Annotated in this window: 14 protein-coding genes; 2 read left to right on the plus strand and 12 right to left on the minus strand. The window is 42.9% G+C overall.

Going from position 1 to position 14,306, the window contains the following annotated elements:
* The first annotated feature begins 5 nt into the window (after positions 1 to 5).
* On the plus strand, positions 6 to 416 hold the full coding sequence (locus FNW02_RS26695; protein WP_191760505.1) for a hypothetical protein: 411 nt from the start codon (positions 6 to 8) through the stop codon (positions 414 to 416).
* A 33-nt stretch (positions 417 to 449) separates the two neighbouring features.
* On the opposite strand, the gene FNW02_RS26700 is transcribed toward FNW02_RS26695, so the two are convergent.
* Entirely contained in the window at positions 450 to 1,853 is a 1,404-nt protein-coding gene (locus tag FNW02_RS26700) for an MFS transporter (protein ID WP_191760506.1), read from the minus strand.
* 37 nt (positions 1,854 to 1,890) lie between these two features.
* Positions 1,891 to 3,138, minus strand: coding sequence for a glycosyltransferase family 4 protein (locus FNW02_RS26705; RefSeq protein WP_191760507.1), 1,248 nt, complete (start codon positions 3,136 to 3,138; stop codon positions 1,891 to 1,893).
* A 215-nt stretch (positions 3,139 to 3,353) separates the two neighbouring features.
* Between FNW02_RS26705 and FNW02_RS26710 the strand changes: the two genes are divergently transcribed.
* Positions 3,354 to 4,187 (plus strand): aldo/keto reductase, encoded by an 834-nt coding sequence (locus FNW02_RS26710; RefSeq protein WP_191760508.1) that lies wholly within the window; start codon positions 3,354 to 3,356, stop codon positions 4,185 to 4,187.
* Between the two features lie 114 nt (positions 4,188 to 4,301).
* On the opposite strand, the gene FNW02_RS26715 is transcribed toward FNW02_RS26710, so the two are convergent.
* From FNW02_RS26715 to FNW02_RS26760, 10 genes are all read right to left on the minus strand, one after another.
* Positions 4,302 to 5,246: an isopenicillin N synthase family dioxygenase gene (locus FNW02_RS26715; protein ID WP_191760509.1), complete on the minus strand. Its 945-nt coding sequence runs from the start codon at positions 5,244 to 5,246 to the stop codon at positions 4,302 to 4,304.
* Positions 5,247 to 5,316: 70 nt separating this feature from the next.
* Complete coding sequence (locus FNW02_RS26720; protein WP_191760510.1) at positions 5,317 to 6,324, minus strand: isopenicillin N synthase family dioxygenase; 1,008 nt, start codon at positions 6,322 to 6,324, stop codon at positions 5,317 to 5,319.
* A gap of 89 nt (positions 6,325 to 6,413) precedes the next feature.
* Entirely contained in the window at positions 6,414 to 7,097 is a 684-nt protein-coding gene (locus FNW02_RS26725; RefSeq protein WP_191760511.1) for a radical SAM protein, read from the minus strand.
* An 87-nt stretch (positions 7,098 to 7,184) separates the two neighbouring features.
* The gene (locus tag FNW02_RS26730) at positions 7,185 to 8,093 is read right to left on the minus strand and encodes a PLL family lectin (RefSeq protein WP_191760512.1); all 909 of its coding nucleotides are present in this window, start codon (positions 8,091 to 8,093) and stop codon (positions 7,185 to 7,187) included.
* Positions 8,094 to 8,279: 186 nt separating this feature from the next.
* The gene (locus FNW02_RS26735; RefSeq protein WP_191760513.1) at positions 8,280 to 9,380 is read right to left on the minus strand and encodes a PLL family lectin; all 1,101 of its coding nucleotides are present in this window, start codon (positions 9,378 to 9,380) and stop codon (positions 8,280 to 8,282) included.
* A gap of 33 nt (positions 9,381 to 9,413) precedes the next feature.
* On the minus strand, positions 9,414 to 10,490 hold the full coding sequence (locus FNW02_RS26740; RefSeq protein ID WP_191760514.1) for an SGNH/GDSL hydrolase family protein: 1,077 nt from the start codon (positions 10,488 to 10,490) through the stop codon (positions 9,414 to 9,416).
* Positions 10,491 to 10,558: 68 nt separating this feature from the next.
* Entirely contained in the window at positions 10,559 to 11,869 is a 1,311-nt protein-coding gene (locus tag FNW02_RS26745; RefSeq protein WP_225225917.1) for an SGNH/GDSL hydrolase family protein, read from the minus strand.
* A gap of 10 nt (positions 11,870 to 11,879) precedes the next feature.
* Positions 11,880 to 12,044: a DUF5989 family protein gene (locus tag FNW02_RS26750; protein ID WP_191760515.1), complete on the minus strand. Its 165-nt coding sequence runs from the start codon at positions 12,042 to 12,044 to the stop codon at positions 11,880 to 11,882.
* Positions 12,044 to 12,451: an SxtJ family membrane protein gene (locus FNW02_RS26755; protein ID WP_191760516.1), complete on the minus strand. Its 408-nt coding sequence runs from the start codon at positions 12,449 to 12,451 to the stop codon at positions 12,044 to 12,046. Before FNW02_RS26755 ends, FNW02_RS26750 begins: the two co-directional genes overlap by 1 nt.
* 5 nt (positions 12,452 to 12,456) lie before the next feature.
* A complete protein-coding gene (locus FNW02_RS26760) occupies positions 12,457 to 14,295 on the minus strand; it encodes a carbamoyltransferase family protein (RefSeq protein ID WP_191760517.1) in 1,839 nt (612 codons plus the stop codon).
* Between the last annotated feature and the right edge of the window lie 11 nt (positions 14,296 to 14,306).

The raw sequence follows: 14,306 nt of genomic DNA on the forward strand, positions 1-14,306 counted from the left end.
TAGACATGGATAATAGTAAGCATTCTGATATAGAAATAGAAATTTTACTTTTGGGAAAATGGCGTTTTGATAAGCCGGGAGAAAAAAGCACTATTCAATTTAAAGATGATATGACTTATGAACAAACCACTATTCAAACATTTATTTTCTCGAAACCTAAAGAACTTCTAATAGGTAATAAATTTATGGGAGTATGGTATGTAAATCAAAAAATATTGTATTTGAATGTAAAAAGGATTCCAAAATCAGTTTTTAATTTGGAGATTTCGCTAGTTTTTAAAGCTCCGATCGCAGATATGGTAGCTAGTTTAGGTTCTATGTTTATGCCAGAAAAATATGAAGTTATGAGAATTAATAATTCTAAATTTCTCCTAATGGATAAAGATGAATCAATTATTGGGACAAAAATAAAATAATCATAGGCAAGCATTGATTATGCAACGCCAAAGTTAAGATATTGAAGGAACTGTATCATTCTTGCTAGAAACTAGATCAGCAGCGATACCTGCGGTGGGCGTAGCCAAAGCAACTTCATCAATCACATCAGGCAATTCATCTTCCACAAGTCGTAAACGGGGAAAGAAGTAGGCAATACAGGTTGCAAAAATCGTAAAGATTCCCACGATCGCAAGTAGAAGCCCCATACCACGACCTGTACCAACACCAATAATTTGTCCGATATTACCTGCCAACAAACCATCAGTAGCCATTAAGGGTTCAAAAACCTTTTCTGCCAAGGGCCCGATCGCAATATAACCTAGGGGTAAACCTGCGGCTTCGATCGCTCCTTTTATCGAAAAGACTCTACCCTGCACTAATGGTTCTACTTTAGACTGAAAAATAGCTTGCGTTGAACTAGCAATTATTGGTCGGATCAAGAAGAATAAAAAGACGCCAACAATAAAGACAACAACAGAAGGTTGCAAACCGGCGAGAAGAAGAGACACACCCGTGAGGAGCATACAGCCGTATATCATGTTCATATTACGCTGTAGACCTCCCCAGATACCAATCAGCAAGCCCCCTGCCAAAACAGCAACGCCAAAGAGCGAAAGAATAGTCCCCAAAACTGTTACGGGAGCGAAAGATAATACTAAAGGTATGGTGATCACCTGAACACCTCCTACAAGGAAAATGCTAAAAGCTGAGATGATTAATACTCCTAGCAGTCCTGGTCGAGCAACTAAATAGGTCAATCCATAAGTTGTTTCTTTTAGAAAAGAACTTTCCTCTGCAACAACAGGAGTGCTGGATTTAGGGAAGCGAAGCAGGAAGAGGATAGCAATACCTAAAAATACGGTGGTTAAGTGAAGCACGATAATTCCTTGCAGAGAAATGAGGCCTAGCAGGACACCTCCTAAAGGTGGTGCTACGAGCCGCGCAGTGCCGTTCATGAAACTCAGCATTCCATTAGCCCGGCCAAGGTGCTGTTTTGGTACTAGTAGGCTTATGGAAGCGATAAAAGCGGGTATCTGAAAAGCCACGAAGATAGCGCTGAAAGTATTGGCTAAGTAAATGTGCCACACTTCCAACCGACCGGTGATAAATAAAGCGCCGATCGCCACTGTTGCTAAAGTTGCAAATAAATCACTGAGAATCATTGTCCATCTCCGATCCCACCGATCCACTAATAAACCAGCTATGGGTGCAAGTAAGATGAGCGGTAAAGTATTGGAAAGGGTAATAAAAGCAAATTGGGTAACAGAACCAGTGTGTTCGTAAACCCAAACATCTAAAGCAAATGCGGTGATGCTGCTACCAATAGATGCAATGAGCTGTCCCACCCAAACAATAATAAACAGTTTCATCTCACGGACAATAGTCAGTGGCGTTTTTTCTATACTTGTCAACATGATTAACTCCTATTAATTACGAATTACGAATTACGAATTATTTGGTCATCATTGCGTGATACTCATGCAACAGCTTTTGGGCCTGATAATCCCAAGCAAACTTTTCAACTGCGCGTTGCTGTCCAGCTTCTCCCATTGCAATTCTGAGATTGTCATCTTCAAGAAGCCGCAGAATTGCTTCGGCTAAAGCATCTACATCCCCGCGTTCAACTAATAGCCCTGTTTTCTCATCCTCCACCAGTTCTGGAAAAGCACCCCCACGCGTAGCAATAACAGGTAATCCCATTGACATTGCTTCGACAATCGGCATCCCAAATGCCTCATTCCACACAGATGGAAAAATAAATATATCTGCTTGCTGATAGTATTCAAATAGCTCGAAATGGGGAACTTTTCCTAGAAAAAAAACTGAACTGGCTGCGGTAGAAGTAAGTCGATTTTGTAATTGCGATCGATAGCTACCTTGATAATAAGGAAGAAGATTCTGAATTTGAGGGTCTTCTCTATCTAATGTGTACCACGGCACTAGGGCGTTTTCTGAACCGACAAGTTTCAGTTGTACTTGGGGGTAATGAGACACTACTTTGTTAAAAGCATCAATTAAAACGTGTACGCCCTTCTCTGGTGAAATTCTCCCTACAAAAAGGATTTGTTTAATGTCTGTTTTCTTAGCTTTTTTATTATGGTTATGAGCAGTAAAGTGATGAATATCTACGCCGTTGTAAATGGTTTGACTTTTAATGTGAGGCAAATATTTGCGAACCTGATTTGTTAAGTAATTGCTGCATCCAATTACCAAATCGACTGATTTAAGGCACTGTTCAACCATTACTGGATCGAACAACGGCAGAAAATCACTGTGGATATGTAAGACTATTTTGGCTTGAGGATTATAGGCACGCATCAGCGGAACGTATTGAAAAACAATGTTCATGTGGATCACATCACATTGCTGCGCTTGAATATCTTGGGCGACTTGGCGGTAAAATTCGCAGAAAAATAATTTGGATGCATAGAAAGGTCGTTGAGGATGAGAGAGGTTCCAGCTATCAAGAAAGTTTAAGGGTTCTAGTAATTTGTCGAACCATGAGTCGGGAATGCGGCGATAAATGATGCTTTCTTCGTAGTATTCCAATTCTTGATAATGGCCTTTTGAGCCATAGAATAAAACTTTGTGGCCAGCACGAGCTAAACGCAGCGCCAATGCATAAGATACTAAGCGTATTCCTCCAGTTTTGGGTGGTTCGGCTAGGGTAACGGGGTAATCGAAGAAGGCAATTTTCATAATTTGCGATTCAGACTGGTTCTTTGTGAAAAAAGCTATACATAATGCTGATAAGATAGTGTGGTTTTAATTTTTGAATTTGCATAATCAGCGCGGCAAGACGGCTCACTGACAAAGTTTTCTTGATAACTAAATATTAAAAATGAACCGCCAAGGACGCCGAGAGCGCCAAGTAAGAGAGGTAATGATTTAGTGCAAGTTTATAGAGAATTGGTATGGAAAACATTTGCTTACCATCTGGTCAATTGATGCCAGTGTTGGGAATGGGGACTGCGGGACTGGGTGAAGCGATCGCTCAACATGAAAATGAAATTGCTGCTTTGCGTCGCGGAATCGATTTGGGGATGACGTTGATTGATACGGCAGAAATTTACGGTGATGGTGGGGCTGAAAGGTTAATTGGCAAAGCGATCGCTAATTGTCGTTCTTCAGTTTTTCTTGTCAGTAAGGTTGCTCCTCGCAATGCAACTGGGCAAGGGGCGATCGCTGCTTGTGAGAATAGTTTGCGACGGTTGCAGACGGATTACCTCGACCTTTATTTACTGCATTGGCGGGGGCCTGTACCGTTATCGGAAACGTTAGCAGCATTTGAAACGCTGAAAAAATCTGGCAAAATTCGAGATTATGGCGTTGGCAATTTTGATGTCGAGGACATGGAGGAGGCTAGTGCTTTACCTGGAGGTGCAGCGATTGCGACAAATCAAGTCCCCTACAATTTGCAGCATCGTAACAGTGAATGGAAGTTATTATCCTGGTGTCGGCAAAGAGGAATACCCATAATGGCGCATTCGCCTTTGCTACAAGGTGAACTACTCAAACATCCCAAATTGGAGTCAATTGCCCAACAGCGCGGGCGAAGAGTTGCACAGGTGGCGATCGCTTGGTTGTTACATCAAGAGGTGATAGTCTTTCCCAAAGCTAGCAGTATCGCCCACGTTGAACAGAATCGAGCTGCTCTAGATTTTAAGTTCACTACAGACGAACTGAGTGCTTTGGATGTTGCTTTTCCCCCACCATCTGAACTGATTGCCCTGCTTGAGAATTGGTAACAGACTAATTCGTAATTCGTAATGACGCTCCTGCGTCGCTAACGCTGCGCTAACGTAATTCGTAATTAAGAGGTTTTTGGGAATAGCAGGCCACTTACTTTTCCCTGTTCTCTTTCATTTGTTAAATCTTTTTGCTAAATCTTCAGTTTTTTGCTTGTAAAATTCCTTTGTGAGGATGGGGGGGTATTTAGGAGATTCGCCAGCATCTAAGCAAGTCTCAATACAGGCAATTTCTGTATCATCGCCAGGAGAGAGAAAGAAAGCTAAGGAGTATCTTTCTGGAATACAGGTATTGTCTGGCATCAGTACCCGATGTTTGGTAGCAGGGAGTTTATCGTTTGTCCATCGCTGCATGACATCTGCGATAAAGACTATCGGTGTGTTAGGAAGTGGGGGCGCAGCAATCCATTCTCCGGTATTAGTGCAGACCTCTAATCCACCATTGTCATCCTGAAATAGTAAGGAGAGACTGCCCCAATCTGTATGTTCTTCAAAGCGTGCTTCTCCGGGTTGCGGAGGTTCAAATACTTCATAGTAGCGATGCAAAAGTCCATAGTCTGCTTGCTGAGGATGGCGATCGCAAAAGTAAGATTCTGGTAAATTTAAGGCAATGGCGATCGCTTTGAGGATGCGATTACCAGCGTCATGACAAGCTGTGAATAATTGCTGAACAGCATCACGAAAAACGGGATGGTCTGCGAGGTGCTGATGAACCTGCTGCGCCACAGAAGAATCTGTATCGATTTGTTCTGTTAAAACGGCTTCGCCGAATACGAAAGCTTCCCGAAAGTCACCGTTATATTTAGTGTAAAAGTATCCGAGAGCCGCGCCGTCTTTCCAGGCGAGCTGTCTTTTTTCTGCTTCTGGTAGTGCAAAGAAGCCATTGGCATTCTTAAAGGCTTGGTCAATTGCATTTTGGGGGACACAATTTTTTAGGTAAAAGCAGCCAACCTCTTGAATTGCCTGTAATAGTTGGTCAGCAGTAAACTGATGGAAATCAAGGATGGGAATCTGCGTGGAAATCGCAGGCTGTTGTTCAAGTTCTTGAATGGAGTTCATAAGTTAAAAGTCGGTGGAGTATAAACGCAAAGGGGCGCAGAGGGAAGCGCAAAGGTACGCAGAGTTAAACTCAACTGCGTCCATATTTTGTGGCTCGATCTTTGGTTCTATTTAGGAGATGATCACCAACAAAAGTTGGGGCATATTTGGGAGATTCACCCGCTTTTAAGCAACTTTCCAGACAAGTGACTTCCACATCGTAATCAGGAATCACAAAAAAGCTAAATGAGTACCTTTCTTTAACCGCCTGGAAATCAGTCGGTACTGAAACTCGATGAGGTGCGGCGCAAAATTTATCGTTTGTCCATCGTGACATCATATCTGCCGGCATTACCAAAACGGTATTAGGAACCGAAGAGGTAGTGATCCATTCTCCTGTTGGTGTATATACCTCTAGCCCTCCTCCTTGATCCTGAAACAGCAAGGTGATACTGCCTAAATCAGTGTGTTCATAAAAGCGAGTTTGTCCTGTTTTGGGAGCCTGGGAGATGTTGGGATAGTAATTGAAAACCCCGGCGTGATTTTGCTGAGAATGTAAATTGGTAAAATAGGAACTTGGTAGTTGTAAGGCGATCGCTAATGCTTCCAACACACTCAAAGCACATTCCTGGCTAGCCTGGAAAAATTGCTCCATGAGTTGACGAAATTCCGGCGGATTTTGCGGCCATTGATTAGGGACATCTAACGCTTCTGCATAACTGTCAACCTCGGCTTTATTTGGATCAAGTTCATTAGCAAAACTAAAGGACTCGTGTAACTGTCCTGGTTGATTACCAATGAACATCTTCTCAAAGGGTATGTACCCCCGACTACGCCCGGTTACTGCTGAAGCGACTTTCTGTTTTTCCTCTAATGAGAGTGCAAAAAATCTCTCGGCTTGAGCAAAGGCTTGGTCAATTGAATTTTGGCGAACACCATTTTTTAAGTAAAAACATCCCATCTCTTGAATAGCACGAGATATTTGGTTAGCAACTGCGGCTTTGGCATTGCTGTCACCCGTAAGAAATGGGTAAAAGTCAATGACAGGAATTTGCATTGAGACAGTTGTTTGCTTTGTCAGTTCATTGATTGAGGTCATAGTCAAAAAATTCCTAAAAAATTGATTATTTTTTCTTGGGCAATTGATAGCATCTCTGTATGTAAATAAAGACTTTGTTTGAAAAACTATTAATTTTCCTCACGCATCAAATCACAAGTATTACATAGGGAAAATGGCTGAAATTCATACTCATTGGTTCTGCCAAGATAATCCTTAACAGAGCCAACAATACCTGTGCCGTTCACATCTATACAACAAGTATTGATACTTCCATCCCACAAAATTGCAACTCGCTTTTTCGTTTCAAAAATACACGGCTTAAGCTGTTTTTCCCGAATTAAAGTTTGAGTTGATGTAGTTTTAGACGCAACTTGTCCAGCCCAGTCATGCTTTTCCTGCTTATGAGGATTATAGGTATAGACAATAGACAAAGGAATAGAATTTTCCTTAAACATTTCTTGAATACGCTCTTTTTGCCCTGCAAGATGTTCCGACAGATAAATATCACGCACACCTAATTCAGACAAGCGCCATGCCATCGGCTCATCAAGTAGTATACCGTTGGTTATAAAATTGCATTCAATCCCCTTCGTTTTAGCATAGGAAATAAACTCGAATAATTCTGGGTGAAGTAAGGGTTCTCCAAAATTATTAAGAAATAAAGTTTCTTGTCCACATTCAATTGCTAATTCAACAACATCTACAAATGTAGAAAATGACATATTTCCTTTTGCTCTACTTTGAGTAGGGTGAGGACAGTAAGAGCAAGTTAGATTACAAAAATTGGAAATTTCAACTTGATAAATATACATGGTTTTAAATCCCTAAAATATCAATAACTACTCAATACAATCTTTGATTCGTGTGTGGAGTGCATGAGTTAAGGCTATTTTGCAAAACTAGTAACACTTGTGGTATACGGCGCGATCGCCACCCGCAACAAAGGTATCAATCCGGTTCGCACTCCGAGAAACCGCAGTTGGTGCAGAAGTACAGTAACCTCCGAGATGCTGCCAATCACCCCAGGTTGAACCATTCCACCCTTTGCGGTACATTGCACCATCACAGCCAACAGTCAAGATATCTAGCTGATTTTCTGAGCCAGAAGTGGCGGCAACACCATACTGGCAATACCCTCCCAGGTTTTCCCAACCACTCCAAGTTGAGCCATTCCACCCCTTGTGGTAGATCGCGCCATCCCCCCCCAAGACAAAGGTATCAATACAGTCCATCCCGCGAGAAACCGCAGCTGGTGCAGAAAAACAGTAACCTCCGAGATTATCCCACTCACCCCACGCTGAACCATTCCAACGCTTGTGGTACATCGCGCCATCAATGCCAACAGTAAAAATATCTAGCCGATTTTCACCACCAGAAGCGGCGGCGACACCATAGTGAGAGTACCCGCCAAGGTTCTCCCAACGACTCCACTTTGAACCATTCCACCATGTACGGTATGTAGCGCGATCGCTACCCAAAACAAAGGCGTCAATGCGGTTCGTCCCCCAAGAAACCGCCGCTGGCGAAGAAATACAATAACCACCAAGTCTTTGCCAATCGCTCCAAGTTGAGCCATCCCACCACTTATGCCACAGAGGGCCAATACTAGCGGTGATCAAGATATCTAGCCGATTTTCTGACCAAGAAGTGGCTGTTACACCATACTGACAGTATCCGTCTAAATATTCCCCATCCGTAGAAAATGTGGGCATATCTGCTGTTGCGGCGGGACTCATTGCTGGGAATGGCATACCGACCGTAGATTGATCACGAAAAATTGCTGCGGTAGTTGGATAACTTGTTGTCATTTGCCTCTTTTTACAATTACAAGATTAAATAAATGGCGTTGCTAACTCTTCTCAACTCTTACTCTCTGCGCCTTTGCGTCTCTGCGTGAGACATTTTCTTAGGACTTACGCAAAAATTGCCCAAAAGCTTAATTTATCGAACCGCCAAGACGCCAAGAGCGCCAAGAGTTGAGTAAGTTCTATTTCTTAATCAGCTACCCTGTACCACTTGTAATAAACTGCGCGATCGCTCCCCAAAACAAAAGTATCAACGCGGCTAGCTTCCGAAGAAACCGCAGCCGGTGCAGCAATAGAGTAACCACCGAGATTGTCCCAACCAACCCAGTTTGAGCCATCCCAACACTTGTGATACACTGCACCATTACGAGCAATGATATAGATATCTAGCCGATTTTCTGCCCCAGAAGCAGCCGCAACACCATATTGAGAATAGCCACCAAGTTTTTCCCAACCCAGCCAATTTGAGCCATCCCAGCACTTATGGTAGACGGCGCGATCGCTACCCAAGGCAAAGGTGTCAATCCGGTTCAATCCCCAAGAAACCGCAGCTGGTGTAGAAATACAGTAGCCACCAAGCTTTTCCCAATCACTCCAGATTGAGCCATCCCAGTACTTGTGGTACATGGCTCCATCCCAGTTGACGATAAAAAGATCTAGCCGATTTTCTCCCCAAGAAGCAGCAGCCACACCAAACTGAGAGTAGCCCCCAAGATTTAGCCAATCACTCCAAGTTGAGCCATTCCAGTACTTGTAGTAGACCGAGCGATCGCCCCCAATCACAAAGATATCAATCCGGTTCTCTCCTCTCGAAACCGCAGCTGGTGCAGAAAGACAGTACCCCCCCAGCCTTTCCCAATCGCTCCAGATTGAGCCATCCCAATACTTGTGGTAAATAGCGCTATCCTTGCCAATGGTAAAGACATCTAGCCGATTTTCTGCACCCGAAGTTGCTGCGACACCGTACTGGGAGTAACCCCCAAGATTTTCGCCATCCATTGCAAAGGACGGCATATCGTCTATTGAAGCAGGCCCCATCATTGGATATGGGGTTGGTGGAGGATAGGGAATACGTCTAGTAGTCTGCCAAGACAACTTTGCGTTGTGGTCAGTAAGGGAGGCAGAGGATGCAGGGGAGGAAAGAGAGTTACCGTTCATTAATTCTTCTCCCCCTGCTCGACCTACACAGCAATTTTGGGTTGGTGAACTACTAGAAGCGTCTTGAGGTTCCATTGCGATCGGTGGCATCTCGTGAGATATTTCCTCTGTGGTTGTTTGGCTTGTTGTCATTTGCTTTTTAATTTCAAAACAATTAATTACGAATTACGAATTATTTAAAGTTTTTAAAATCGCCTTAGTGGCTAGTTGATGTCCCGCAGTGTTCCAATGACCATCAATATCAAAATAAAGCTTTTCTTGCTGACTATTTTTCCTAAAATCATCAGTTAAATTGATACAAGTTACCTCTTTTGATTTAGCGAGATCACATAATCGTTGATACCCAATCTCTTCATTTTTCAGCAAGGTTACATCGTCAGGAAATAACTGGACGTAATCGTTGACATATACTGATTCTTTTGAAGGTATGAGAAAAACAAACAGCTTAACCTGATTTTCTTTGGTCAAGTCAATAATTCGTGACAATGCTGCTTCTACTTTTACAACACCATCAGATATCAAATAATCGCCATCCACACCAACACCTGATTCTGGTGCTGCCAACGATAAATCAAATAAAGTTAAACCATTTTTTGCTTCTTTAGAAATAGGTCTTTGCAAGCTTTTTTTGTTATTTTTCAATACAAACTGGTACAAGAACGTTTTTTCATACCAAGGCGAAAAACTTCTTTCTTTCAGCGTATCGTATATCTTTTTACCAATATCTGCTGAATAATTAGTCAAATCATTAGCAACTATAGATAAGATTACTGTACTAGGTTTATGCTTGGCTATAAATTCATTAAATAATGTTTCATATTGGGCAAAAGAATAACCCGGAACACCTAAGTTAATTACTGGTTGCTTCAATTCTGATTCAATAAGCCGGGGAAATGTTTTTTCCTCACTGACCCATTGACCCCATGTAAATGAATCTCCAACAAAATACAAGTTAGATTTTGTATAATCTCTTCCCAAATTGCGAAATCCATAACTATCTGTATTAGCAATCTCTGCAACTTTTGCTTCTTGCCAAACAGTTTTAAAGTTCTTAAGGTTTGATTTTGGCTTGTAGCCTAATTGAGCATCAGGTTGAATAAATTGATAAAAAATTTGCGCCTTAGACTTCTGCGGGGCAGCAACTCCCGTACTAATGGCAAAAGTTTCAACAATCAACAGCCCAACTATAACTCCAGCCAACATGAGCAATAAATTTTGTAGCCAAGGCTTTATTTTTTGCATGAATCTTAACTCTTTTAATTACGAATTACGTTAGCGCAGCGTTAGCGACGCAGGAGCGTCATTACGAATTACGAATTAGTAATTATTTTGGCCAATCCCTGTTTACAAAGTGTTTTGGCAACAATTTTCCCTGCTAACTGATGTCCCAAAGCATTCCAATGCCCATCACAGGGAAAAGTATTATCAAACCCGTGTAAGCAAACGTTATTCTCTTCCGCATACGTCTGAAAAGATTGTGCTAGATTAATTGTGCTAAAACCTTCCCGTTCTCCTAACGCTGCGATCCGCTTTTCTGGGTAAAACCAATCTGTCACCCCTGATACTTCCTGAGCATGGCGCACAGTAGGATCGGGATTAACTTGCAAAGCAGTTGTCACTGTCACCACAGCAAAATTCGCTTTCTTAGCAATTGCCTCATGATGTATTAAGCTAATTAGTCCTTCTGTTAGTTGCCATGCTTCTTGCCATTCAGGATCAGTTGCGGTGTTGTAGACAAGCCATTCTGTTTGCTTCCAGACATTTTGCCATTCAGGATCAGTTAACGGAGACAGTTTTGCAGGTTGGGGGTCTTGTTTACCCTGCTGCATAGGTTCAAATAATTGTCTTTCGTTATCTTGATGAGGAAGTGCGAAAGCGTATTTTGCTTGTTTTAGAACCTGTAAAATTCGCAAGTTGTCTTGAAGTTTGAGATAAACCTGATGCCACCATGACTGTTGTGAGCGATAGGTATCCATATTCACAAACGAGGCATCAATTACCCAATCACCATCTTTATAGACAAAGTAGGGTTTTGTGAGAGCGCTATTATCCATAGCAGTCTTACTCACCATTTTTTGGGTGAGAGTGCGGGAGTTGTTGATGACATCATTGCCAGTATAGAAATTCAGGAGTATGAGATCTGGTGAATAGTTCCAGACCTTCTGCCGCAAGGTGAGCAATTCTTGATCAGTTCCATAAGCATTGACTCCGAAGTTCATCACTTCCACGTCACGACCTGCTAAGGTAGGACAATTTTTAAGTTCACGTTCGATGACTGCTGCAATTCCTTGTGCTTGTGGCACTTGTACTGCTTCTGTAAAAGAATCTCCTAGTAACGCAATGCGGAGGGTATTTTCTGGCTTAACCTGCGGATGCTCTTGATCGTGAAACCCCTCACTGTTGTGTTGGACATAAGCTTCCCCTTCGTCACGAACCCACCCAGCCGCATAAGGTCGTCCTGCCCAACCTCTGTGTTCATCTACCGTATAAAATGTGTTGGATTCAATCCCGGCAATGCGTAAGCCAATTTCAACGACAGCTAACCCCAAGACAATTCCGCTCAGTAATAAACCAAGGGTCAGCGTCACTTTTACCCAACGCTTTAATGACGATGTTATCACCTCACATTCCTCAAAATAATGTGTAAATAAAGGGCGCTAACACGGATGACTGTGCGAAGACAATCAGAATACCTAAAAGTAATAATGTGACGATGAGTGGAAGCAAAAAGAACTTTTGGCGCTCTTTGAGAAAGCCCCATAAATCTTTGAGGAGGTCTTGTGTTGTGTCAAACATTAGAAAGGTTTCTCCATTGTTTCTCTAGGTTTTACTTGACTGATAACGCGATAGGTTGCTAAATCAGCATCTAACTTTCTTTTCATCGGGTCTTGATGGAAGACACCCCGCATTACTAGACCCATTGGCATCAATAAAGCATAGAAAACAATGCCCAGAATAATGCGCGTATTAATCCAGCCTAAAACGAGGCCAATTCTCATCCAAATTTGGTAAACACTATTGAGGGTTGTGGGGGCAATAAGTGCCCAAACCCAAAGGATGGCGGCAATCAGCCAAGGTAAGATAGGTATAGACTCATGGTGTATCAGGGGCAGTAGACTACCGAATAAACCAGCTGCGATCGCACCGCCAATTAGTCCAAAATCTCGTAGTCCTTTGCGATCAAGTTGTTGTATTTCGTCCATCAGGGTTAATCCAATTCAAATTCTGTTTTCCAAGACTCATCTTTATGTATCTGGGGTTGGTCAGATTTGACCAGGATAAAGTTTTCCAGTACCAAATAATCCATCTCCGTTCTCATAAAACAGCGATAGGCATCTTCTGGGGTACACACAATTGGTTCACCCCGGACATTAAATGATGTGTTTACCAAAACTGCACAGCCCGTTTTTGCCTGAAAATGACGCAGCAACTCATAGTACCGAGGATTGGTTTGTTGATGAACGGTTTGAATCCGAGCGGAATAATCTACATGGGTGACGGCGGGAATGTGCGATCGCTTCACGTTTAACTTATCAATGCCAAACAACTCCTCCTGCTGTTGTGTCATGGAAATCCGTAGTTCATCTTTGATGGGTGCAACCAAAAGCATATAAGGGCTGGAACGGTCAATTTCAAAGTAATTAGAAACCTGTTCTGCTAAGACGGAAGGAGCAAAAGGACGGAAAGACTCGCGGTATTTAATTTTCAGGTTCATCACCGACTGCATCTTGGGACTACGAGGATCGCCGATGATCGAACGACCTCCCAAAGCTCGTGGGCCAAACTCCATCCTTCCAGAGAACCAACCGACGACATGCTCTTGCTCTAGAATTTCAGCAAGATGAGGCATGAGTTTGTCATCTTCCAGATGTTGATAGGGCGCATTCACAGACTGGAGATAGTCTCGAATTTCTACTTCTCCAAAACTGGGGCCTAAATAGCTCCCCCGCATCGCATCCCCATCCTGGGGAAAGCGAGGCTTACCATTATATTGATGCCAAATAGCTAATGCTGCCCCAACTGCTCCCCCTGCGTCTCCGGCGGCGGGTTGAACCCAAATATCCCGAAAACCCGTTTCTCGCAAAATTCGCCCATTGGCGACGCAATTTAGGGCGACTCCGCCGGCTAAACAAAGATAATCTGTATCCAATTCCTTCTTAACTGTTCTGGCCAAACGCAAAACGACTTCTTCGGTAACGTGTTGGATAGAACAAGCCAAATCCATCTCTCGTTGAGTCAGTTTACCTTCGCTTTCGCGAGGCGGACTGCCAAACAATTGATGAAATTTAGGGGTGGTCATGGTCAACCCCGTGGTGTAGTTGAAGTAGTCCATATTCAACCGAAATGTGCCATCTTCTTTAAGATCCAAGAGATGGTTAAGGATATGGTCTACATATTTGGGTTCACCGTAGGGCGCTAAACCCATGAGTTTGTATTCCCCAGAGTTGACCTTGAAACCCGTGTAGTAGGTGAAGGCAGAATAAAGCAGCCCTAAAGAGTGGGGAAAATCAATTTCCCATTGGGGAGTTAGTTGATGACCTTCTCCTAACCAAACTGAAGTAGTTGCCCATTCTCCTACCCCATCAAGGCACAGCACCGCCGCCCGCTCGAAGGGGCTGGGGAAAAAGGCAGAAGCAGCGTGCGCTTGGTGATGTTCAGTAAACAAAAGTTGGGGTAATTGCGCTCTTTTGCAATCTCCGAGGGTCGCCAATTCCTTTTTTAAAAGCGTTTTTAGGTAAAGCTTTTCCTTCAACCAAACTGGCATCGCGGCAATAAAGGAACCCAATCCCTTGGGCGCGTAGGCGAGATAGGTTTCTAGTAGGCGCTCAAATTTAACTAATGGCTTATCGTAAAAAACGATTTGGTCTACTTCTGGCAATCGAATTCCTGCCTGTTTGAGACAGTAGGCGATCGCACTTTTAGGAAATCTCGCATCATGTTTTTTGCGGGAAAAACGCTCCTCTTGAGCAGCAGCAACAATGTCACCATCTACAACTAAGGCGGCGGCGCTATCGTGATAATAAGCAGAAATTCCCAAAATACGCATTTTTTTAAATA

Origin of the sequence: Komarekiella delphini-convector SJRDD-AB1, assembly GCF_014831675.1 — a bacterium.
Taxonomy (GTDB): Bacteria; Cyanobacteriota; Cyanobacteriia; order Cyanobacteriales; family Nostocaceae; genus Komarekiella.